The organism is Curtobacterium sp. Csp2, assembly GCF_013347165.1.
Genome location: NZ_CP054593.1, coordinates 98237 through 119752, shown reverse-complemented (window position 1 = coordinate 119752; position 21516 = coordinate 98237). Strand labels below are relative to the sequence as shown.

The following is a 21516-nucleotide window of genomic DNA, read 5'->3' as shown; positions in this document are numbered from 1 at the left end:
CGCTCGCGGTCGTCGAAGCCATGCGGTCGATCCTACGGGACCGGCACCGACAAGTCGGTCGCGCGGGCGCGACGCACAGGCCGCGTCGAGGCGGACGGGAGGCACGGTGCGGGCCGACCCCGTGCCTCCCGTCCGTCACGGGGTCGCGTCACGCCCGACACGACGCGCACGACGCGACGCGCGCGCGGCCCGGCAGGCGCCCGCTACTCGGCGGCCAGGGCCGCCTCGGCGAACGACCGGACGGCCGCGCGCGCCGCCGGGGGGTCGAGGACGACTGCGCGGCCCGGCAGCCCGGCGACCAGCCGCACCACGCCGTCGAAGCCGTTCGACGCGGCGAGACGGATGCGGACGCGGCCGTCGGCGTCCTCGGCGTCGGCCGTGTCGGCGAGGAAGTCCGCGACGAGCGGCAGCGCCGAGCAGTCGAGCTCGACCGTGACGATGACGTCCTGGCCGGACTGCTGGAAGAGCGTGTCCGGGATGACCACGTCTGCGGTGGACCGCTCGGCAGCGCGGTCGTCGACGGCCACGGCGGACATCCGGTCGAGGCGGAACGTCCGGAGCGCGTCGCGGTCCAGGTCCCAGGCGCGGAGGTACCAGTCGGTGTCGATCGACTCCACCCGGAGCGGGTCGACGCGGCGGGTGCTGCCGCGCGTGCGCGGGCCGGCGTAGTCGAACACGAGCCCGCGGCCGTCAGCCATCGCGCGCCGGATCGTCGCGAGCGTGGCGTCGTGCAGGTCCTGGCCGACGGCGACGTTCGACGCCGCTCCCCCGGCGCCGCGCGACAACTTGGCCATGAGGTCGTGGATGGCCTGGCGGTCGGCGGCCTCGGGCAGGGCGGACAGGTACTGGAGCCCGGCGATCAGCGCCGAGGCCTCGCGCGCGGAGAGCCGGGGCGCGTCGTCGATCGCGACGAGGTTCGTCAGCACGATCATGTCGTTCTGCTCGAAGTCGTCCCACGCGATGTCGAACAGGTCGCCGTGCTGGTACTGCATGGTCTCGCCGGGGACCCCGGACACCGCGATGAGCTCGACGGCCCGGCGGATGCGCTGCTCGGTGACCCCGAAGTGCCGTGCGGCGTCGGCGACCGAGACGCGCTCGTGGTCGATCAGGTACGGGACGAGCACGAGCAGGAACGCGAGCTTGTCCTGCGCCTGGAGCGGTTGCTGGTCAGCCACGTGCGGTCTCCTCGGGGTCCGTGTGGTCGGCGACCAGGCCGCGGAGCCGGGCCGCCACCCGCTCGCGCAGTGCGGCGGGCTCGAGCACGCGGACCTCGGGACCGAACGCGGCGAGTTCCTCGGCCAGGATCTGCGGGTCGACGTGGTGCACGACGAGCACGCCGCCGCCGTCGACCTCGGTCCCCCGACGGCGCTGCAGCCGCCGCTCGGCGTCCGAGCCGGGCTGCACGGCGATGCGCGCGGTCCGCTCGGCCCAGATCCGGTCGAGCTCGGCGAGGGCGCGCTCGCCCGCACCGGCAGGCGCGGGGTGCTGTCCGGGGTGGTGGGTGGTCACCGGACCGACGATCCGGGAGAGCAGGTAGTTCTTCGTCCCGCCCGTCGAGAACTCGTGCGCGCAGAGCATCCACCGGCCGCCGTGCTGGACGAGCGCGAGCGGTGCGACGTCACGCTGCCGGGGCTCGTGCTCGCCCGGCGTGATGTAGTCGAAGCGCACGGCCGCTGCTCGGTCGAGCGCGGACCGCAGGGGTTCGAACGCCGCGTCGCGGGTCCGGAGGCGCGGGGCGTAGGCGGCCATGCCGCGGGGGTCCTCGACGTCGTCGGCGCCGGTGTCGTCGGCGGCGGAGTCGTCCGTGCCGGCCGAACGGACCTTGAGGAGGGCCCGGCGGGAGTCGGCGGACAGCGCGCCCTCGCGCCAGGCCATCGCGGCGAGCGACAGCAGCGCCGACTCGTCCGGCGTGAACCGGACGTCGAGCGGCAGGTCGTACTCGCCCTTCGGGATCCGGTAGCGGAGGGTCTGGTTGTTGCCGGCCGCCCCGGGGGTCTCGATCGTCTCGAGCGGGATGCCGAGCTCGCGGACGTCGTCCTTGTCGCGTTCGAACTGCCGCTCGAGCGAGGCGTTGTCGCCGCCGGGGGTGAAGCGCTGCCGGTAGCCCTGCACGTTCGCGAGGATCTCGGCCTTCGTCAGCCCGGACTCCGTCGAGAGCAGCGCCAGCACGAGGCTGAAGAGCCGCTCCTCGGCGGGCACACGGGGAGCTCGGGTCGCTGGCACGAGCCCGATCCTACGACAGCGCGGGTGCACCGGAGTGCACCCGCGCGTCGGTCGGTGGACGGCTCGACGCGGTGCGCGGGAGCCGGTCCGGGAGGGACCCGATCAGGACGGCATGACGCCGAGGACGTCGATGACGTACGCCGTCGCCGAACCGCCCTGGTGCACGATCGCCAGGACCTGGTCGCCGACGTGACGGCCGATCACGGCCTTGCGCACGCCGTCGATGACCTGGCCCTCGGCGAGCGGCAGCGTCTGCGCGCCCGAGCCGTCGGTCCAGTTCGAGCCGGTCACGTTCGAGTCGGCGGTCGAGTCGCCCCAGGTCACGGCCGTGTACTTGAAGACCGCGGTGTCCTTGTCGGTGAGCTCGGCGCCGCTGCCCTTGCGGAGCAGGTGGTACTCGTCGCTGGTCGGCGCGCTCCACGACGGGATCGTGATGCCGGGGGCGCCGGACGGTGCGAGGACGACCGCGGGCATCCTGTCGCCCGCGAGCTGCGGGGTCCCGGTCGCGCGGGCGTCGTAGGCGCGGCGGACGTCCACCACGGCGACGACGGCGTCCTCGGTCTTCGAGGACTCGGTGGAGGTGCTCACCCCGGCGGTCAGGGCGCTCTTCGGGAGCGCGACGGCCAGGCGGTCGCCGACGTTCGAGCACTCGAGCGCGGCGCCGAGGGCCCCGAACTTGTCCGCACCCGCGGTGAGCAGCGCGCTCTGGCCGGAGTAGCCGCTCGTCTCGACGACCTTGCCGGTGGCACCGTCGACGAGCGTGTACTCGACGAGGACGGGCGTGCCCTGCTCGACCGCACGGCCGTCACCGGAGCGGAGCACCGAGACCTGCGTGCCCTTCGTGGTGAGCCCGGCCGGGACGTTCACCTTCGGCTCCTTGCCGAACGCACCGCTCGCGGTGACCGCCTGCGACGCGGCCCCGGGGGCGGCGCAGCGGGGCGGCGTCGTGCCGGCACCGCTGGCCGAGCAGCCGGTGAGGGCGGCGGCGAGGCCGATGGTGACCAGGAGTGCGGGGATGGTGCGCACGGACCCTCTTTCCGTTCGATGCAGGACGGGCACGGTCGGTACTCTACCGGTCGCCCTCGGCCGGACCGGGCTGTGCTGCACCGGCTTCGGCGGCGGCGACCTTGCGGGCCTGCGCTGCCGCCTGCCGCGCGACCTTGCGGAGCTTCTTGTCGCTGGCCGACCGCTCCCCCACGGCGCCGGGCGTCCAGGCCTCGACGTCCTCGTCCGAGAACTCCGCCTTGCCTGCGCGACGCTTCAGGTTGGGGAGCACGACGCCGTCGGCCAGGCGGCGTGCCGTGACCAGGAAGCCGGTGTGTCCGACCATCCGGTGGTCCGGTCGGACGGCCAGGCCCTCGACGTGCCAGGTGCGCACGAGGGTCTCGCTCGACTGCGGGTCCGTGAAGCGCCCGGTGTCGCGGAGGGCCTCGGCGGTGCGGGACAGCTGCGTGACCGTGGCGACGTAGCAGACGATGAGCCCGCCGGGGACGAGCGCGTCCGCCGCGGCGTCCACGCACTCCCACGGGGCGAGCATGTCGAGCACGACCCGGTCGACGCTCTGCGGCTCGGTCGCGTCCGGGAGCTCCTCGACCAGGTCGCCGACCGTGACGGACCAGTTGTCCGGGACGGCGCCGAGGAAGGTCCCGACGTTGCCGCGGGCGATCGCCGCGAACTCCTCACGACGCTCGAAGGACTGCAGACGGCCCGTGGGGCCGATCGCGCGGAGCAGGAAGAGCGACAGCGCACCGGACCCCACGCCGGCCTCGACCACGCGGGCACCCGGGAACACGTCGGCGAAGGCCACGATCTGGGCCGCGTCCTTCGGGTAGACGATCGCAGCGCCGCGGGGCATCGACATGACGTAGTCGTTGAGGAGCGGGCGGAGCGCGAGGTACTCGTCGCCGGTGCTCGCCCGGATCACGGAGCCGTCCGGCTGGCCGATGACGTCGTCGTGCCGGAGGACACCGCGGTGGGTGTGGTACTCCCCCGCGGCCTCCAGGGACAGCGTCGTGAGCTTGCCCTTCGGTCCGGTGAGCTGCACGCGGTCCCCGGCGCGGAACGGACCCCGCGGCGGGGTGTGCGGGGCGCCCCCGGCGGTGTGCGGCAGGGCGGCGAGCTCGTCGTGCTGGTCGTCGTGCTGTTCGGTCGTCATCGGGCCACCGCCTCGGTGCGGGCGGCCAGGGCCGGGCCGGTCAGCTCGACCAGGCGGTCGACGTCGACCCCGTCGAGAGTCGTCAGGTGCACGTCGCCCCCGCCGATCTCGGAGAGCGGCACGATGTGTTCGACGGCGACCGTGACGGCGCCGGACGCGACCGCCGCTGCGACGCCGGTGGCTGAGTCCTCGACCGCGACGCAGGCCGTGGCCTCGACGCCGAGGGCGTCGGCGGCGGCCAGGTACGCGTCCGGGAAGGGCTTGGGGCGGTCGACGTCGTCACCGGCGACGACGACACGGAAGCCACGGGCGCCGAGGGCCTCCGCCGCGACCAGGGCCATCTTGCGGCGGGACATCGTCACGAGGGCGGTCGGGACCCCGCGGTCGTGCAGCTCCTCGACGAGCTCACGCGCACCCGGGCGCCACGGGAGCTCTTCGCCGTCGAGCCGCTCGGTCACGTAGTCGGTCATCCACTGGACGATCTCCTCGACCTCCATGTCGACGCCCTTGTCGCGGAGGATCTCCCCCGAGCGCTCGAGGCCGGACCCGACGAGCGAGAGGCCGTCCTCGTGGGTCCACTCGGCGCCGTACCGGGCGGTCAGCTCCACCTGGGACTGCTGCCAGATCGGCTCCGTGTCGATGAGCGTGCCGTCCATGTCCCACAGCACGGCTGCGGGCAGGACTCGGTCGGGGTGCTGGGCGGTCACGGGCGACGAGTCTAGCGGTCGGGGTTCCGCTGCACGCGGACGCCCCCGCGCCCCGACGAGCGCCGGGCCTATCCTGGGGTACTCGTCCCGTGTCCGGCCGCGCGCGTGCCGCGCGTGCCCCGCTCCACCACCAGGAGGCCCCTCCGTGCCACAGCACTCCCCCTTCAGCGACGGCCGACTGCTCGTCGTCGCGTTCGAGGGCTGGAACGACGCCGGCGAGGCGGCCAGCGGACTCGCTCGCCGCATCGTGGACGCCCTGGGGCTCGACGAACTGCGCGAGATCGACGGCGAACGGTACGTCGACTACCAGTTCAACCGACCCGAGGTCGGGACCTCGGAGGACGGCTCCCGCGGCATCACCTGGCCCCGGATCGTGCTGTACGGCCCCGGCCAGGACGGTCGACCGGTCGTCGGCGCCACGGGTGCCGAGTCCGAGCGGGAGGTCTTCGTGCTCGTCGGCCCCGAGCCCTCGCGGACGTGGCGCGGCTTCTGCGCCGAGGTGATCGACCTCGCGGACGTGTACTCGATCGACGCCGTGGTGTTCGTCGGGGCGATGCTCGCCGACGTGCCGCACACCCGACCGATCTCGGTGTTCGTCTCGAGCGAGGACGCCGGGGTGCGCTCGGCCTTCGATGTCGACCGCTCCACGTACGAGGGCCCGACGGGCATCCTCGGCGTGCTGTCCGACGCGATGGACACCTCGGGCCTGACGACCCTGTCGCTCTGGGCCTCGGTCCCGCACTACGTGCACAACTCCCCCTCGCCGAAGGCCACCCTGTCGCTGCTCGACAAGATGGAGGAGCTCACCGACGTCACCGTGCCGCGCGGCACCCTGCTCGACGAGGCCACGGAGTGGGAGGAGGGCATCGACGCCCTCGCCGCCGACGACGAGGACATGGCGAGCTACATCGGGCAGCTCGAGCAGGCCCGGGACACCGTCGACTCCCCCGAGGCGTCCGGGGACGCCATCGCGCAGGAGTTCGAGCAGTACCTCCGGCGGCGGGAGCGCAAGGACGGCAAGGACGGCGGCACCGCGGGTGGCGAGGGTCCCTGGCGGCCGCCCCAGCAGTAGACGCACCCACGAGCGGACGGGAGGCGCGGTGCCGGCTGGCACCGCGCCTCCCGTCCGTCTGCGGTCGCGTCCGCCAACCGCCAGCCGCGTCGTGTGCAGGCCGCCCTCCCGCTCGGCGCGCCGAGCGCGCCAGATCTGGCCCGTTCGGCGCCGTCCGCCGACGAGACGTGCCCGCCCAGCGGCACACGCGCGGCGTGTCGTGCACGCTCGACCGGCGCGGGCCGACCTGTCAGCCGAGGCGGATGCCGAGCAGGGCGTCGACGAGGTCGACGAGCTCCGGCGTGACGGCCGTGCCGCCCGCGATCGCGGTGTCCACCGCGGCGACCGCTCCGGGCGTGTCGAGGTCGTCGGCGACCCGTGCACGGATGCGCGCGGCGACGTCGGCGGCGTCGTCCGCGTGTCCGGCCGGCTCGCCGGCGGCCCAGGCGTCCCAGGTCGCGAGTCGTGCCGTGGCGCTCGAGAGCTCGCCGTCGAACCACTCCCAGTCGTCTGAGTACCTGTGCGAGAGCAGTGCGAGGCGGATCGCGCGGGGGTCGGCGCCGTCGTCGAGCAGGCCGCGGACGGTGACGAGGTTGCCGAGCGACTTCGAGATCTTCTCGCCCTGGTAGGCGATCATCCCGGTGTGCACGAACGCGTTCGCGAGGGGTTGGTGCGCGAGAGCCGCCGCGTGACCGGCGCTCATCTCGTGGTGTGGGAAGACGAGGTCGCTGCCGCCGCCCTGCACGCTGATCGGCAGGCCGAGGCGGTCGCCCGCGATGACGCTGCACTCGATGTGCCAGCCCGGACGTCCCGGACCGACGACGGTGTCCCACGACGGCTCCCCCGTGCGCGCGGCGCGCCAGAGCAGTGGGTCGAGCGGGTCGCGCTTGCCGGCACGGTCGGGGTCGCCGCCGCGCTCGGCCGACAGGCGCGCCATCGTCTCGCGGTCCAGTCGGCTCTCGTCCCCGAGCGTCCACGCCTCGGTGGGGCGGTTCACGTCGAAGTAGAGGTCGTCGCCCTCGGACTCCGCCGTCGGGACCGCGTAGGCGTAGCCGGTCTCCTGCAGGAAGGCGACGGCCTCGGCGACGCGCTCGACCTCGTCCGTGACGGCGACGTACTCGTCCGGCGGCAGGACGCGGAGCGCCTCCATGTCGCGACGGAACAGATCGATCTGCGAGGCGGCGAGCTCGCGCCAGTCCACGCCGTCACGGGCGGCTCGCTCGAGCAGCGGGTCGTCGACGTCGGTCGTGTTCTGCGCGTACTCGACCAGGAGCCCGGCGTCCCGCCATGCCCGGCCGAGTGTGTCGAACGCCAGGTAGGTCGCGGCATGGCCGAGGTGCGTCGCGTCGTACGGCGTGATGCCGCAGACGTAGAGCGCGGCGCGGTCCTCGCCGCGCGTCGGGTCCACCGGGTGCCCGGACGCCGTGTCGTGCACGACGGGACGAGGGCCCTCCCCGGGGACGTCGGGGACGGACGGGGCCTCCCAGGCCCTCACGGCTGGACCACTCCGAGCGACAGCAACACGATGAGCACGATACCGAGTGCGATCCGGTAGACCACGAAGGGCAGGAAGCTCCGCTTCGAGATGTAGTTCATGAACGCGGCGATCACGACGAAGCCGACGAGGAAGGCGACCACCGTGGCGACGAGCGTGTCGACGAGTCCGAAGGGTGCGCCGGTGTCCCCGAGGCTCGTCGCGGCCTCGTAGAAGCCGGACAGGAACACCGCCGGGATCGCGAGCAGGAACGCGAACCGCGCCGCGGCCGGACGGGTGTAGCCGAGCGCGAGGCCCATCGAGACGGTCGCACCGGAGCGCGAGACACCCGGCACCAGGGCGAGCACCTGCGCGAGACCGATGAGCAGGCCGCTCCGGAACGTCATGTGCTCGATGCGGCGCACCTTGCGACCGACGACGTCGAGCACGCCGAGCACGATGCCGAACACGATGAGGACGACCGCGACGATCCACAGGGACCGGAAGGTGGTCTCGATCGAGTCCTTGAGCAGCAGCCCCGCGACCCCGATCGGGATCGTGCCGAGGATCACCAGCCAACCGAGGCGGACGTCGGGGTCGCCCTTCGGGACGTCCCGCCGGAGGACCGAGCGGAACCACCGCCCGACGATCCGCGTGATGTCCTTCCAGAAGTAGATGAGCACCGCGGTCTCGGTGCCGAGCTGCGTCACCGCCGTGAAGGCCGCGCCGGGGTCCTTCGCGTCGGGCAGGAACAGGCCCACGATGCGCAGGTGCGCGCTCGACGAGACGGGCAGGAACTCGGTGAGTCCCTGCACGAAACCGAGGAAGATCGCCTCGAGGATGTGCATCGTGCGGGCCTTTCAGGGGTCAGCAGGCAGGACGGTGCCGCGGGGGCGACCCGGCAATGTATCAGTACGTGGCGAGCAGGTCGCCGAGGACGCGCCGCCCGAATGCCAGGGCGTCGAGCGGGACCCGCTCGTCGACGCCGTGGAACATCGCCGGGAAGTCGACGTCGGCCGGCAGCTGCAGCGGGACGAAGCCGTAGCCGGCGATGCCGAGCGTCGAGAGTGCCTTGTTGTCGGTCCCACCCGAGAGCAGGTAGGGCAGCACCGGGGCACCCGGGTCGTGGCGGCCGAGGACGTCCCGGACCGCGTCGACGAGCGGGCCGCCGAAGTCCTGCTCGAGCCCGATGTCGCGGAAGGACGTCACGACCTCGACGTCGTCGCCCGCGAGCTCCCGGACGCGCGCGAGCACGGACTCCTCGTCGCCGGGCAGGCAGCGGATGTCGACGAGCGCCTCGGCGGTGTCCGGGATGACGTTGTGCTTGTACCCGGCCGTCAGGACCGTCGGGTTCGACGTCGTGTGCAGCGCCGCGTGGATGAACCGCGAGGCCGACCCGGTCGCGAGGGCGACCTCGTCGGGGCCGGTGACCGTCGGGTCGACGCCGAGGAACCGGGCGACCTCGGCGACCATCGCGTCGGTGGTCGCCGACAGCCGGACCGGCCACTCCTCGCTGCCGATGCGGGCGACCGCCGCCGCGAGCTTCGTGACGGCGTTGTCGCGGATGACGTGGGACCCGTGCGCCGCGGTGCCGCGGGTGACCAGCTTGATCCACATCAGCGCCTTCTCGCCGGTCTGCAGCAGGTAGGCGCGTCGGTCGCCGAGCGTGATCGAGTACCCGCCGACCTCGCTGATGGCCGCCGACGCCCCGGCGAAGACCTCGGGGTGGTGCTCGACGACGTGGTGGGAGCCGAGCACGCCCCCGGCCTCCTCGTCGGCGAAGTACGCGATCACCAGGTCCCGCTCGGGCGCTCCCTGCCGCTCGACGACGTCCGCGAGCGACGTGAGCATCATGGCGTCCATGTTCTTCATGTCGACGGCACCGCGGCCCCAGAGCATGCCGTCCCGGACCTCGCCGCCGAACGGGTCCACCGTCCAGTTCGCGGGGTCGGCGGGGACGACGTCGAGGTGTCCGTGCACGACGAGGGCGGGCTTGCTGCGGTCGCGGCCGGGGACCCGGGCGACGACGCTCACGCGGTCGGGCTCCGACTCGAAGAGCTGCGGTTCCAGACCGAGGTCGCGGAGCTTCGCCTCGACGTAGTGCGCTGCCTCGGTCTCGCCGCGGGACTTCCCCTCGCCCCAGTTCGTCGTGTCGATGCGGATGAGGTCCCGCGCGATCGCGGCCGTCGCCTCGAGGTCCTGCTCGGTCGGGTCGGCGCTCGCCTGCTGGTCGCTCATGCCCTCACGCTACCGGGCCGCGTCGGCGCGTCGGTCGGTGGCGCGACCGAGGACGCGCCCGGGATGCGCGTCCGTGTTCATCGGGCGTTCAGGGCCGTGCTAGTGTCTTCTCCTGTCAGAACGGCCGGGGGAACAGCCCGGATCGGCTCTGGCACACAACTGGAAACACCTGTCCGGGTGGCGGAATTGGTAGACGCGCTAGCTTGAGGTGCTAGTGCCCGTATTAGGGCGTGGGGGTTCAAGTCCCCCCTCGGACACAGGAACAGCGCAAGGCCCCCTGACTTCGGTCAGGGGGCCTTCTGCGTTGCGCGGGCGGCGCTGCATGGGCCGCCCCGGCTCCGCCAGGGTTCAGCGCCGCCGCAGCCGCCGCACCACCACCACCACGCCACCGATCGCCGCGAGCCACCCCCAGTTCGCGACGACCGGGTCGAGCAGCTGGTGCCGCCAGTCCCGGCGGGACGACCCGAGTCGCGCCCGCACGGGGTGCGTCACCCGCTCCGAGCGCACCCCGGTCTCGTGCAGGAGCCGGTCCGGCCTCCCGCGGAGCGCGTCCGTCACCCGGTGCGTCGCGACGTCGATGCGGTCACCGACGACGAACAGCATCCAGTGCGCCAGCCGACCCTCGCTGAAGCGTCGGTAGGCGTACCGCTTCACGACGCCGGCCGGACCGGCCAGCGGCTGCACCTGCGGCCCGACCTCGGCGAACGGCACGCGCACGCGCTCGGCCTGCCCACCGTCGTAGCCGCCCGTGGTGTGCGAGTAGCCGAAGACCACCGCCGACCGCGGTGGCGTTCGGGTTCACGTTGTGGCAGTTCGTGAACAGTCCCCTGGCACAGAACCAGCAGCTGCCGCACGAGATGTGGAACGGCACCAACACCCGGTCGCCCACGTCGAGGCTCCGCACCGACGGTCCCACCTGCTCGACGACCCCGATGAACTCGTGCCCGAAGGTGTGGCCGACGCGGCTGTCCGGCATCATCCCGTGGTACAGGTGCAGGTCGGACCCGCAGATCGCGGCGCGTTCGACCCGCACGATCGCGTCGTCCGGGTGCTCGATCCGCGGGTCGGGCTTCTCCTCGACGCGGACCCGGTACGGCCCGCGGTACGTCATGGCGCGCATGCGCGCTCCTCTCGCTCGTGCGCGCCACGCTCGGCCTGGTCGGGTGGGAGGCGACCCACAACGGACCGGAGGCGCGGTGCCAGCTGGCACCGCGCCTCCCGTCCTTTGGGTGGTGACGTCCCTAGGACTTGGACGCCTCGACGAAGTTGCGGCGGGGGTCCGTCTCCTTGATCAGCGAGGTCGCGTCGCGACCGGACACCGCACCGGTGACCCAACCGATGACGATGCGCGCCTTCCGGTTCAGGGTCGGCATCGCGTAGACGTGGTACGAGCGGTGGGCGAGCCAGGCGAGCAGGTTCGTCATCTTGACGCCCTTGATGTTCGCGGCGCCCTTGCCGACGCCGTACGAGGCGACGGTGCCGATCGACGGGTGGCGGTACTCCTCGAGCGGCTTGCCGGTGATCGTGGCGACCACGTTGTCGGCGGCGACGACGGCCTGGCGGACGGCGTTCTGCGCGTTCGGCGGGTAGTACGCCGGCTGCTTCTCGGCGGTCAGGTCGGGGACCTGGGCGACGTCACCGAGGCCCCAGACGCCCGGGACGACCTCGTGCGTGTCCTCGGCTTCGACCTGGAGCTTCGCGTTCGCGGCGAGGTGCCCCTTCGGGCCGCGGGGCAGGTCCGAGGCGTCGAGGAGCGGGTTCGGCTTGACGCCGGCGGTCCAGACGAGCAGTCCGGTCGCGAACTCGTCGCCGTCGGAGAGCTTGACGACGCCGCCCTCGCAGCTCGGCATGGTGGTCTTCAGGCGGACGTCGATGCCGCGGGCGCGGAGCGACTCGAGGGTCCACTTCGACAGCTCCGGGCCGACCTCGGGCGCCACGCGGTCGAGCGCGTCGATGAGCACCCAGCGGGGCTGCTCGCCGGCGAGCGACGGGTAGGTCTTGATGGCGGCCTGCGACACGTCGAAGAGCTCGCCGATGGCCTCGACCCCGGTGTAGCCACCGCCGACGAAGATGCTCGTGAGCAGACGGCGACGCTCGTCCTCGTCACGCGTGGCAGCGGCCTTCGCGATGTTGTCGAGGAGCTTCGCGCGGACGTAGGCGGCCTCTTCGACGGTCTTGAAGCCGACGCCGTACTCCTCGAGCCCCGGCGTCGGGAACGTACGGGTGACGGAGCCGAGCGCGACGACGAGCTGGTCGTAGCCGAGGGTGCGGTCGTCGCCACCGGCCGTGGCGATCGACACGGTCTTGTCCTTCGACGAGATGCCGGTGACCTTGCCCTGGATGACGCGGGTCTTCTTGAGCGCGCGGCGCAGCTCGAACGTGACGTCCTTCGGCGCGATGTGGCCGCCGGCGACCTCCGGCAGGAACGGCAGGTACGTGTAGTACGTGTTCTGGTCCACCAGCGTGATGCGCATCGGCACGGTCGCCGCGTGCTTCTGCAGCTGCTTGACCGTGGTGTAGCCGGCGGAGCCGCCGCCGAGGACGAGGACGTGGGGGATGGAGTCTGCCATGCGTCCGGTCTACCGGAAGAAGCCTGGTCGCGTCACCAAGCCGCGCCGCGCGGTCCGGCGACGGCACGGCGGGTGTCCGCGGTCCGTCGGTGCACCGGTCACCGTCCGCGTGGACGGTCCTGCAGTCGCCACCACGCGGTCTCGGCGAGCTCCGGCCCGGTGTACACACCGTGCGGGGTGCGGCGGGACTCGGTGAGCGAGAACCGGCGGAGTCGGTAGCCGCCGCCGAAGCGGTCGATGATCGCCTCGGGTGAGGACTCGGGGGTGCGTCGGACGTACCAGGTGCGGTCGTCGACCTGCTCGATCACGAGCGGCTCAGCGTCGGTTGCCGATGCGGGAGCGCAGGACGTCGATGCGCTTCTGGATCTGCTCGACGCTCGCCTGCGCGACGGCCGGGCCACCGCTGATGCGTCGGAGCTCGGCGTGGATCGCGCCGTGCGGTTCGTTCGCGTGCCGGGACCAGATCGACACCAGCCGGGCGAGCTCGGTCCGTTGTTCCTTGAGCGTCTGGTACATCGGGCGGTCCGCCGCGGGCTGCTGCTTCGGCAGGCCGTCCTTCACCGCACGACCGCGCGACCGCTTGGCCTGGGTCGCCTGGCGGGCGCGGAGCAGGTCACGCACCTGGTCGGGCTCGAGCAGCCCGGGGATGCCGATGAAGTCGAGTTCCTCGAGCGAACCGACCTCGCCACCGGTGCCGAACTCGCCGCCGTCGTAGAGGACACGGTCGAACGAGGCCTGCGAGTCGAGCGCCTGGAAGGGCTGCACCTCGAGCAGGCTCTCCGACGCGCGGTCCTCCTTGTTGGCCTCGGCGACCATCGCGTCCTCGGGGTTGTACATCCCGTCGTCGGCGTCCTTCGGACGGTCGAGCGCGTGGTCGCGTTCGAGCTCGAGGGTGGCGGCCAGGGCCATCAGGTTCGGCACGCTCGGCAGGAAGACGCTCGCGGTCTCCCCACGGCGACGGGCGCGCACGAAGCGGCCGATCACCTGCGCGAAGAACAGCGGGGTGCTCGCGCTCGTGGCGTAGACGCCGACGCAGAGCCGGGGGACGTCGACGCCCTCGGACACCATGCGGACGGCGACCATCCAGCGCGAGGTGTCCTCGGAGAAGGCCTGGATGCGGCTGGACCCGGCGGCCTCGTCCGAGAGCACGACCGTCGGTCGTTCCCCCGTGATGCGCTGCAGGATGCGGGCGTAGGCACGAGCCGTCGTGGTGTCGGTGGCGATGACGAGCCCGCCGGCGTCCGGGACACCTCGGCGGACCTCGGTCAGACGCTTGTCGGCGGCGGACAGCACGGCCGGCATCCACTCGCCCTCCGGGGAGAGCGCCGTGCGCCACGCCTGCGCCGTGATGTCCTTCGTCACCTGCTCGCCGAGCGAGGCCGACATCTCGTCGCCCATCCGGGTCTTCCAGCGCATCTGGCCGGCGTAGGCCATGAAGAGCACCGGTCGGACGACGCCGTCCTTGAGCGCGCGGCCGTAGCCGTAGTTGTAGTCGGAGACCGAGGTGCGGATGCCCTGCTCGTCGGGGGCGTACTGCACGAACGGGATCGGGGCGGTGTCCGAGCGGAACGGCGTCCCGGAGAGCGACAGTCGGCGCGTGGCCTTCGTGAACGCCTCGCGGATGCCGTCACCCCAAGTCAGTGCGTCGCCGCCGTGGTGCACCTCGTCGAGGATGACCAGTGTCTTCCCGCCTGCGGTGATGCGCTGGTGGACCTCGGGGTTCATGCCGACCTGGGCGTACGTGATCGCGACGCCCTGGTAGTGCCGGCCGAACATGCCGTCGCCGTTCTTGAACATCGGGTCGAGCCGGATGCCCACGCGGTCGGCGGAGTCGGCCCACTGCCGCTTGAGGTGCTCGGTCGGCGCGACGACGACGATCCGGTCGATCGTGCCGCGGGCGAGGAGCTCGGTCGCGAGCCGGAGCGCGAACGTGGTCTTGCCGGCGCCCGGGGTCGCGGCTGCGAGGAAGTCGCGCGGCTCCTTCTCGAAGTACTTCGTGAGGGCCTCGACCTGCCAGGCGCGGAGCTTCGACGCCGTGCCCCACGCGGCCCGCTCGGGGAACGCCGGCGACAGGTGCTCGGCGGCCGCGTTGCCGGCGTTCTCGGCCTGGGCCACGGCGTCTTCGTGCGGACGGACGGCGCCGTCCGCGACGGTCTCGGGGGTGTCGCCCCACAGTGTCGCGGGCTGCTGCTGGTCGTCGTACTCCGCTGCGCTCACTTCACGCGAGTCTACCGTCACGCGGGGTCCTGCCGGGCGTGCGGGGGCCGCTGCTCGGGCGTGCCGCGGACGAGCGAGGCGGGCCGGAGCACGCCCGCGCCGAAGCGTGCAGCGACGGCGTCCACGGTGGTCTCGGTGTCCCGCCACGGCGCGTCGTCGTCCCACAGCGCGTTGCTCGCGGCGGCGGGCACGAGGTTCTCGCCGCGGACGCCGATGAGCCGGATCCGGTTGCCCGGCCGGTGCAGCACGTCGTAGAGCTCGACGGCCTCGTGGTGCAGCCGCTTGGCGACGTCGGTGGGTTCGGCGAGGGTGCGCGACCGGGTCAGCGTGCTGAAGTCGGTGTACCGGACCTTGAGCGCCACGGTGCGGGCCTGCACGTCGGCGCGCCGGAGCCGGACGGCCACCTTGTCGGCCAGGCGCAGGAGCTCGCGGGCGACGTCGTCGCGTTCGGTGAGGTCGTGGCCGAACGTGGTCTCGTGCCCGATCGACTTCTCGCTGACGCCGGTGTCGACGACCCGCGGGTCACGCCCCCACGACAGGTCGTGCAGGCGCTGGCCGCCGGCGGGTCCGAGTGCCGCGACGAGGGAGGGCAGCGGGGTGTGCGCGAGGTCGCCGACCGTGCGGATGCCGCGCCGCTCGAGCTTCTCCTGCGTGGTGCCGCCGACGCCCCACAGCGCGGAGACGGGCTGCGGGTGCAGGAACGCGACGGTGTGCTCGGCCGGGACGACGAGGAGCCCGTCCGGCTTCGCCCGGCTGGACGCGAGCTTCGCGACGAACTTGGTCGAGGCTGCGCCCACCGAGCAGTGCAGCGCGGTCTCGGCGAGGACCGCGGCGCGGATCGCCCGACCGATCTCCCACGGGGTGCCGGAGAGCCGGAGCGCTCCGGCGACGTCGAGGAACGCCTCGTCGATGCCGAGCTTCTCGACGCGTGGCGTGAAGCTCTCGAACACGCGCATCACGGCGGCGGACTTCGCCGTGTACTTCTCGAAGTGCGGCTCGACGATGATCGCGTTCGGGCAGCGGCGCTTGGCGACGGCCATCGGCATCGCGGAGTTCACGCCGTACCTCCGGGCCTCGTACGTGGCCGCGGTGACGACGGACCGGTCGGAGTCGTGGCCGACGATCACGGGCAGGCCGCGCAGGTCGGGACGGTCGAGCAGTTCGACGGACGCGAAGAAGGCGTCCATGTCGACGTGCAGCACCGTCGCCGTCAGGTCGTCCACGGGACGGTCCGAGACGAGCCGGTTGCGTCCGTCCTGCTTGCTCACGCGCCGATGATGCCACGCCCCACCGACACCGACGACCGGCCGCCGCGCTCCCGCGGCGCTACGCGAGCGGGCCGAGCTCCGCCGCCGCGATCGTCCGCGCTGCGGAGTCCCGCGTGGACGGGTGGTACTGCCCGGCACGCACGTCCCGGGCGAGCCGCGCCAGCTCCGAGTCCGCCGCGTACGCCCGCCCGCCGACGACGCGCATCGCCTCGTCGACGACGTGCTGCGCCGCGTCGACCGTCCGCGCCTTGGTCCCGACGAGCAGGGGGAACCACCGCGCGCCCAGGTCCTCGCCCTCGTCCACCGACCGGGCGAGCGACCCGACCTGCAGCGCCACGGCGTCGACGGCGCCGCGCAGGTCCGCGATCGTCCGACGGACGTCCGGGTCCTGCGACCGCGGGACCCCGTCCCGCCCCGCGCGACCGGACACCGCCGTGACCGCCAGGTCCACCGCGCGGGACGCGATCCCGACGTACACCGACGCCACGAGCAGCTCGAAAGCGGCGAAGATCCCGAACACGAGCGGGTCGTTCGTCGGGCCGACCGGCAGCGACCGCACGATGCGCTCCGCGGGCACGTGCACGCCGAGCAGCCGGGTGGTCCGGCTCTGCGTCGCGCGCATCCCGAGCGTGTCCCAGTCGTCCAGGTGCTCGACGTCGCCGTCGGAGCGGAGCACGAACCCGTGCACCAGCCGCGGCTCCGGCCCGCTGGTGTCCTTCCCGAACACGCTCAGCACGTCCCACGCCGGTGCGAGCGACGTTGACACCTTCGTCCCGGTGAAGCGGTAGCCCCCGTAGCCGTCCGGCTCCGCCGTCGTCGACGAGTCGAACAGGACGGCGTCGTTGCCGGGTTCGCTCACCCCGAACGCGAGCAGCTGGTCGTCCGCCGCGTGGTCGGTGACGGCCTGGAGGAACGACCCACCCTGTGCGGACACGCTGCGGGCCGCCTGCACCCAGACCTGGTGCATCCCCAACCCGAGCGCGGTCGCCGGTGCGGCCTGCGCGAGCTCCTGCTGCAACCGCGCCGTCGCGGCGAGGCCGAGCCCGGAGCCGCCCTGCTCGACGGGCACCCCGATCCGCAGCCACCCGGCGGCACGGAGCTCGGCCAGGTCCTCGGCGCAGAAGGCGTTGTCCGCGTCGTACCCGGGCGCCCGCGCCGCGATCCGGGCGAGCAGGTCCTCGGGCAGGCTCCAGGCGGGGTTGGCCTTCGTCATGGCACGAGACTACGGTTCGGGACGTGTCAGATCGTCATCCGTGGTCCAGGTACGTCGCGATCGGTGACTCGTTCACCGAGGGCATCGGGGACCCCGACCCGACCGTGCCCGGCGGCAACCGGGGCTGGGCCGACCGGGTCGCCGAGGTCCTCGCGCACCGCACCGACGACTTCGCGTACGCGAACATCGCGATCCGCGGTCGGCTCCTCGGCCAGATCGTCGACGAGCAGGTCGAGCCCGCCCTGGCGCTCCGGCCGGACCTCGTCACGGTCTCGGCCGGCGGCAACGACATCATCCGACCGGGGTCGGACCCCGACGAGCTCGCCGAGCGGTTCGACGGCATGGTCGAGCGGCTCCGGAGCGACGGTGCGACGGTCGTGCTGTTCACCGGCCCCGACGTCGGCATGACCCCGGTGCTCGGGATGGTCCGCGGCAAGACGGCGATCTACAACGAGAACCTGCACGCCATCGCGCTGAAGCACGGGGCGCTCGTCGCCGACATGTGGGCGCTCCGGGTGCTCCGGGACCCGCGGATGTGGGCGCCGGACCGGTTGCACCACTCCCCCACGGGCCACGCCACCGTCGCCGCGGCCGTGCTCGACACCCTGGGCGTCGACCACGGGCTGGAGCCGTTCGTGCCGGAGCCGCTCGAGGCCCGACCGTGGCGCGAGGCCCGCGTCGAGGACCTCGGGTGGGCGCGCGAGTACCTCGTGCCGTGGGTGGTGCGCCGGATCCGGCACACGTCCTCCGGCGACGGGGTCTCCCCGAAGCGCCCGGAGCTGCAGGACGTCGTCGAGCACCGCTCCGACACGCCCTAGCCCGGGCGACGGCCGATCAGTCGGCCGGGCGCCGGAGCGTCAGCGGTCCGTCGTGCAACGGCTGCGTCGCCCACGACGAGGTCGCCGTACCGGTGCCGGTGTCGAGCCGGAGGCGGAGCCGGTGCGGGCTCTCGACGAAACGGACGTCGACCGCGACGACCCCCTCGCGCCGGCGGGCCCCGCTCGCGGCGAGCGGACCCTCGACCGCCCACGTGCCCTGACCGACCGGGCACGTCAGCGTGCCGCCGTCGACCTCCACCGTGACGCGCCAGCCGTCGCCCGAACGCGCGAGACGCACCCCGTCGGCGACGCCGGTCGCCGCGTAGGACCCGTCCGCGTCGTCGTGCAGCTCCACCCCCTCGACGGGCGGCAGCCCCAGGGAGGCGAGCCGTGCCTCCAGGGCGGTGTCGGCTGCCACGTCGGTGTCCGCAGCGTCTGTGTCCACAGCATCGACGGCGGGCAGCAGGTGCTGCCAGGCCGCGTCGAGGACGGCCTGCATGTCGGTGCTCTGCCCGGTCAGGGCGAGGACGACGTCCTGCTCGGGCAGGACGACGCAGAACTGGCCGTAGGCGCCGTCGCCGCGGAAGCCGTGCCGGGCCATCCAGAACTGGAAGCCGTAGCCCTGCCGCCAGTCGACGTTCTCCTCGTCCGGGTTCGCGACCTGGGCGCTCGTCGCGGCGGCCACCCAGTCCTCGTCGAGGATGCGCTGGCCCTCCCACACGCCCCCCCTGCAGGTACAGCTGCCCGAGTGCGGCGACGGCCGAGGTCGGGGCGTAGCAGCCGCTGAAGCCGAGCTCGGCGCCGGTCTCGTCGATCTTCCAGGCGAGGTCCTCGATCCCGAGGGGGTCGAGGACGTGCGGGCGGAGCCAGTCGACCAGGGAACCGCCGGTCACGCGTCGGACGATCGCCGCGAGCGTGTAGGTGCAGGGCTGGTTGTAGGCGAAGACGCTGCCGGGCTCCTCGTCCGGGGGCGTCAGGAGGAACCCGCGGACGAGGTTCGTCGGGTCGGCGGCGCGGGCGCGCTCGAGGGCCTCCTCGCGGTGCCCGGACGCCATCGCGAGCAGGTGCCGCACGCGGATGCGCCGGCTGCGCTCGTCGGTGACGTCGGCGTCGAGCTCGGGAAAGTACGACAGGACGGTTCCGTCGAGGTCGACCAGGCCCGACCGGACCGCGGTGCCGACGGCGGCGGCGGTGAAGCTCTTGCTCAGCGAGTAGAGCAGGTGCACGCGATCGGACGCGTACGGCGCCCACCAGCCCTCAGCGGCGAGCTGCCCGTGCCGGAGCAACTGGAACGAGTGGGGTTCCACGCCCGGAGTGGTCTCGAGGGCGTCGAGGAACGCGGACACCCCGCGTGCGTCGATGCCGAGGGCGGACGGGGTGGACCGGGGGAACGTCGTCGTCACCCCGCCGACACTACGCGGTGCTCGGGGTCAGGCGGCGGTGCCCTGGAACGGGTTCGTCCAGCGCCACCAGACGCCGGGGTCCTCGATCCCGCGTTCGAGGACGAGCGGCACGGTGACCGGGTCGTGATCGGAGATCGTGAAGCGCACACGCCCGACCCGCTCCCCCGCGGCGCCGAAGGTGAGCTGCTCGAGCGTGGTCTTCGCGGTCACGGTGGTCCGTCCCCAGACCAGGACCTCGGCCGCCTTCGCCGAGACGGCGTCGGCCTCGTCCCGCCACGGCGTCGAGAACGTCCCGAACGTCTGCCCGGCGTGCGTCAGGGTGACGACCTGGAAGTTGTCGGCGACCGAGCGCAGGAGCCGCTGGACGTCGACGTCGAGCGAGTCGTGGTCGACCCCGCCGAGCATCGCCCCGACGACCGTGACGGTCCGGCCGCCCCGCTCGTAGGTGGCGGCGAACAGCAGGCAGGCGCCGGCCTGGTCGAGCGTTCCGGTCTTGATGCCCTCGACGCCGTCCATCCCGAGCAGCTTGTTCGAGTTCTCGATCTGCCCGGCGCCGGGGACCGTGGCCTGCGCGGTGCCGACGATCTCCTTGACCACGGGGTCCGCGAGTGCGAGCTGCCCGAGGTCGACGAGGTCGGTCGCGGTCGAGGTGTTGCCCGGGTCCAGGCCCGTCGGCTCGTGGATCGTGGTGTCGTCGAGCCCGTGCGCGTGCAACCAGGTCGTCGCGGCGCGCTGGTAGGCGTCCATCGAGCCGAACGCCCAGAGTGCGAGCGCGCCGGCGTAGTTGTTCGCGGACTTCATGAGCATGACCTGCATGGTCTGGTACTGCGACAGCTGCAGCCCCGCGGGCATCGGGGCGACCTCGCCGTTCTGCGCCGCGTAGGTCGCGTAGAGCCCCTGCATCTGCGCGTCGAACGTGATCGTCGGTCCCGCCTGGCCCTGTCGGAGCGGCTTCGCGTCGAGGACGACGAGCGTGGTCACGACCTTCGAGATGCTCGCGATCGACCGGGCCCGGCGGTCCCCGCTCGTCCGCAGGCTCTCCGGGAAGTCGGTGGCCTCGACCGCGGTCGCGCCGTAGCCAGGGAAGGACAGCGCCGGCAGCGTCGAGGTCGGGGCGGCGTACGTCGTGGTCCGCGCGCTCGCCGGGGCGAACGGCACGACGGCCGCCGCGACGAGGAACCCGACGACGAGCACGAGGACGGCGACGACGGTGATCGTCACGGGCCTCCTGATGGCGGAGCGGGGGCGACGGACGACTGCTGGCACGGCACAGGAGCGTACCGGGGCGTGACCTGGTGCCGCGTGTGACGAACGTGTAAAACATCGGCGGGACGGCCCGGTGCGGCCCCGGACGCCCCCTACCGTGACGGACATGCTCCACGGATCCACCCCGGGCACCGCGCCCGTGCCGCCGTCCTCGTCCGCCCCCGCCGTGCCTGTCCTGCAACCGGGCACGGGTCCGGTCCGCTCCGACCGGTACCTGCCGGTCGACCCGGGGCAGGCGCTGTGGGGACGCCTGCCGAGCGACGCCGACCGCACGGTGATGACGGTGCCGTCCGGTGCCGAGGTGACGATCGACACGCTCAGCCACGAGGGGCTCCTGCCGGACCAGGGCAACGACCCGGTGGCGTTCTTCGCCCGGCACGGCGTGCCCCGCGAGCACGTCCTCGACGACGCGGTCGTGGTGGTCCGTGCCGCTCGCCGCGACCCGGAGCACGACGGACCGCACGTGGTCACCGGCCCGATCGCGGTCGAGGGCGCAGAGCCCGGGGACGTCCTGACCGTCACGGTGCTCGAGACGCTGCCCCGGGTCCCGTACGGGGTCGTGTCGAACCGGCACGGCCGCGGCGCGCTGCACGGCGAGTACCCGGTCGACGGCACGACCGTGAGCGTCTTCGCGGACGTCGTCCCCGGACCGGACGGGCTGCTCGGCCGCATCCCGCTCACCGAGTCCCGCGACCGGTACGCCCGCTTCCCGCTCGCCCCGTTCCTCGGCATCACCGGTGTCGCGACCCCGGGCGAACGGCTCCACTCGGTCCCACCGGGGCGGCACGGCGGGAACGTCGACGTCAACCTGCTGCAGGCCGGAGCCCAGCTGCACCTGCCCGTGCTCGTGCCGGGCGCGTCGGTGTACGTCGGCGACCCGCACTTCGCGCAGGGGGACGGCGAGGTCGCGCTC

The 21516-nt window shown here is 73.0% G+C and carries 18 protein-coding genes, 1 tRNA gene and 2 pseudogenes; 4 read left to right on the top strand and 17 right to left on the bottom strand.

Annotated features, from left to right (window positions below; all coding sequences use genetic code 11):
• Positions 1–203: 203 nt before the first annotated feature.
• The 5 genes from HUN59_RS00550 to HUN59_RS00530 all read right to left on the bottom strand — a co-directional run bounded on the left by HUN59_RS00550 (position 204) and on the right by HUN59_RS00530 (position 5085).
• Positions 204–1175, bottom strand: a complete 972-nt coding sequence (locus HUN59_RS00550; RefSeq protein ID WP_058740870.1) for a helix-turn-helix transcriptional regulator — start codon at positions 1173–1175, stop codon at positions 204–206.
• The gene (locus tag HUN59_RS00545) at positions 1168–2223 is read right to left on the bottom strand and encodes a helix-turn-helix transcriptional regulator (protein ID WP_174777186.1); all 1056 of its coding nucleotides are present in this window, start codon (positions 2221–2223) and stop codon (positions 1168–1170) included. Before HUN59_RS00545 ends, HUN59_RS00550 begins: the two co-directional genes overlap by 8 nt.
• A 102-nt stretch (positions 2224–2325) precedes the next feature.
• Positions 2326–3249, bottom strand: a complete 924-nt coding sequence (locus tag HUN59_RS00540; RefSeq protein ID WP_174777185.1) for an FKBP-type peptidyl-prolyl cis-trans isomerase — start codon at positions 3247–3249, stop codon at positions 2326–2328.
• 43 nt (positions 3250–3292) lie between these two features.
• On the bottom strand, positions 3293–4378 hold the full coding sequence (locus HUN59_RS00535) for a tRNA (adenine-N1)-methyltransferase (RefSeq protein ID WP_254629953.1): 1086 nt from the start codon (positions 4376–4378) through the stop codon (positions 3293–3295).
• The gene (locus tag HUN59_RS00530) at positions 4375–5085 is read right to left on the bottom strand and encodes an HAD family hydrolase (RefSeq protein WP_231048874.1); all 711 of its coding nucleotides are present in this window, start codon (positions 5083–5085) and stop codon (positions 4375–4377) included. The genes HUN59_RS00535 and HUN59_RS00530 overlap by 4 nt, the downstream gene beginning before the upstream one ends.
• A gap of 145 nt (positions 5086–5230) precedes the next feature.
• On the opposite strand from HUN59_RS00530, the gene HUN59_RS00525 reads away from it, so the two are divergent.
• Positions 5231–6157: a proteasome assembly chaperone family protein gene (locus HUN59_RS00525; RefSeq protein ID WP_058740873.1), complete on the top strand. Its 927-nt coding sequence runs from the start codon at positions 5231–5233 to the stop codon at positions 6155–6157.
• Positions 6158–6386: 229 nt separating this feature from the next.
• Here the strand turns inward: HUN59_RS00525 and mshC are convergent, their stop codons facing one another.
• The 3 genes from mshC to HUN59_RS00510 form a co-directional block, all read right to left on the bottom strand.
• Positions 6387–7631, bottom strand: coding sequence for a cysteine--1-D-myo-inosityl 2-amino-2-deoxy-alpha-D-glucopyranoside ligase (gene mshC, locus HUN59_RS00520; RefSeq protein WP_174777184.1), 1245 nt, complete (start codon positions 7629–7631; stop codon positions 6387–6389).
• A complete protein-coding gene (locus HUN59_RS00515; protein WP_174777183.1) occupies positions 7628–8458 on the bottom strand; it encodes an undecaprenyl-diphosphate phosphatase in 831 nt (276 codons plus the stop codon). The genes mshC and HUN59_RS00515 overlap by 4 nt, the downstream gene beginning before the upstream one ends.
• Positions 8459–8519: 61 nt before the next feature.
• Positions 8520–9848 carry a M20/M25/M40 family metallo-hydrolase gene (locus HUN59_RS00510; RefSeq protein WP_058740876.1) on the bottom strand — a complete coding sequence of 443 codons (1329 nt, stop codon included), beginning with the start codon at positions 9846–9848 and terminating at the stop codon, positions 8520–8522.
• A gap of 171 nt (positions 9849–10019) precedes the next feature.
• Between HUN59_RS00510 and HUN59_RS00505 the strand changes: the two genes are divergently transcribed.
• Positions 10020–10105: transfer RNA gene (locus tag HUN59_RS00505), tRNA-Leu, on the top strand.
• 418 nt (positions 10106–10523) lie between these two features.
• Here the strand turns inward: HUN59_RS00505 and HUN59_RS00500 are convergent.
• The 6 genes and pseudogenes from HUN59_RS00500 to HUN59_RS00475 form a co-directional block, all read right to left on the bottom strand.
• Positions 10524–10968: pseudogene (locus tag HUN59_RS00500) on the bottom strand (alcohol dehydrogenase catalytic domain-containing protein); the annotation flags it as partial.
• A 121-nt stretch (positions 10969–11089) separates the two neighbouring features.
• A complete protein-coding gene (locus HUN59_RS00495; protein WP_058740879.1) occupies positions 11090–12418 on the bottom strand; it encodes an NAD(P)/FAD-dependent oxidoreductase in 1329 nt (442 codons plus the stop codon).
• Positions 12419–12516: 98 nt separating this feature from the next.
• Positions 12517–12726, bottom strand: a complete 210-nt coding sequence (locus tag HUN59_RS00490) for a hypothetical protein (RefSeq protein WP_114851209.1) — start codon at positions 12724–12726, stop codon at positions 12517–12519.
• A gap of 7 nt (positions 12727–12733) precedes the next feature.
• Positions 12734–14533, bottom strand: a complete 1800-nt coding sequence (locus tag HUN59_RS00485; protein WP_174779310.1) for a DEAD/DEAH box helicase — start codon at positions 14531–14533, stop codon at positions 12734–12736.
• A gap of 119 nt (positions 14534–14652) precedes the next feature.
• Positions 14653–15903, bottom strand: coding sequence for a DNA polymerase IV (gene dinB, locus HUN59_RS00480; protein ID WP_174777182.1), 1251 nt, complete (start codon positions 15901–15903; stop codon positions 14653–14655).
• A 58-nt stretch (positions 15904–15961) separates the two neighbouring features.
• Entirely contained in the window at positions 15962–17116 is a 1155-nt protein-coding gene (locus HUN59_RS00475; RefSeq protein ID WP_174777181.1) for an acyl-CoA dehydrogenase family protein, read from the bottom strand.
• A 23-nt stretch (positions 17117–17139) separates the two neighbouring features.
• Between HUN59_RS00475 and HUN59_RS00470 the strand changes: the two genes are divergently transcribed.
• Positions 17140–17934, top strand: a complete 795-nt coding sequence (locus tag HUN59_RS00470; RefSeq protein WP_058740883.1) for an SGNH/GDSL hydrolase family protein — start codon at positions 17140–17142, stop codon at positions 17932–17934.
• Between the two features lie 16 nt (positions 17935–17950).
• On the opposite strand, the gene HUN59_RS19575 is transcribed toward HUN59_RS00470, so the two are convergent.
• From HUN59_RS19575 to HUN59_RS00460, 3 genes and pseudogenes are all read right to left on the bottom strand, one after another.
• The gene (locus HUN59_RS19575; protein WP_254629952.1) at positions 17951–18655 is read right to left on the bottom strand and encodes a hypothetical protein; all 705 of its coding nucleotides are present in this window, start codon (positions 18653–18655) and stop codon (positions 17951–17953) included.
• 139 nt (positions 18656–18794) lie between these two features.
• A pseudogene (locus HUN59_RS20035) lies at positions 18795–19160 on the bottom strand (serine hydrolase domain-containing protein); the annotation flags it as partial.
• 204 nt (positions 19161–19364) lie between these two features.
• Positions 19365–20558, bottom strand: a complete 1194-nt coding sequence (locus HUN59_RS00460; protein WP_174777180.1) for a D-alanyl-D-alanine carboxypeptidase family protein — start codon at positions 20556–20558, stop codon at positions 19365–19367.
• Positions 20559–20709: 151 nt separating this feature from the next.
• Here HUN59_RS00460 and HUN59_RS00455 point away from each other — a divergent pair.
• Positions 20710–21516: acetamidase/formamidase family protein (locus tag HUN59_RS00455; protein ID WP_174779309.1), on the top strand; the 807-nt coding region annotated here is incomplete at its 3' end.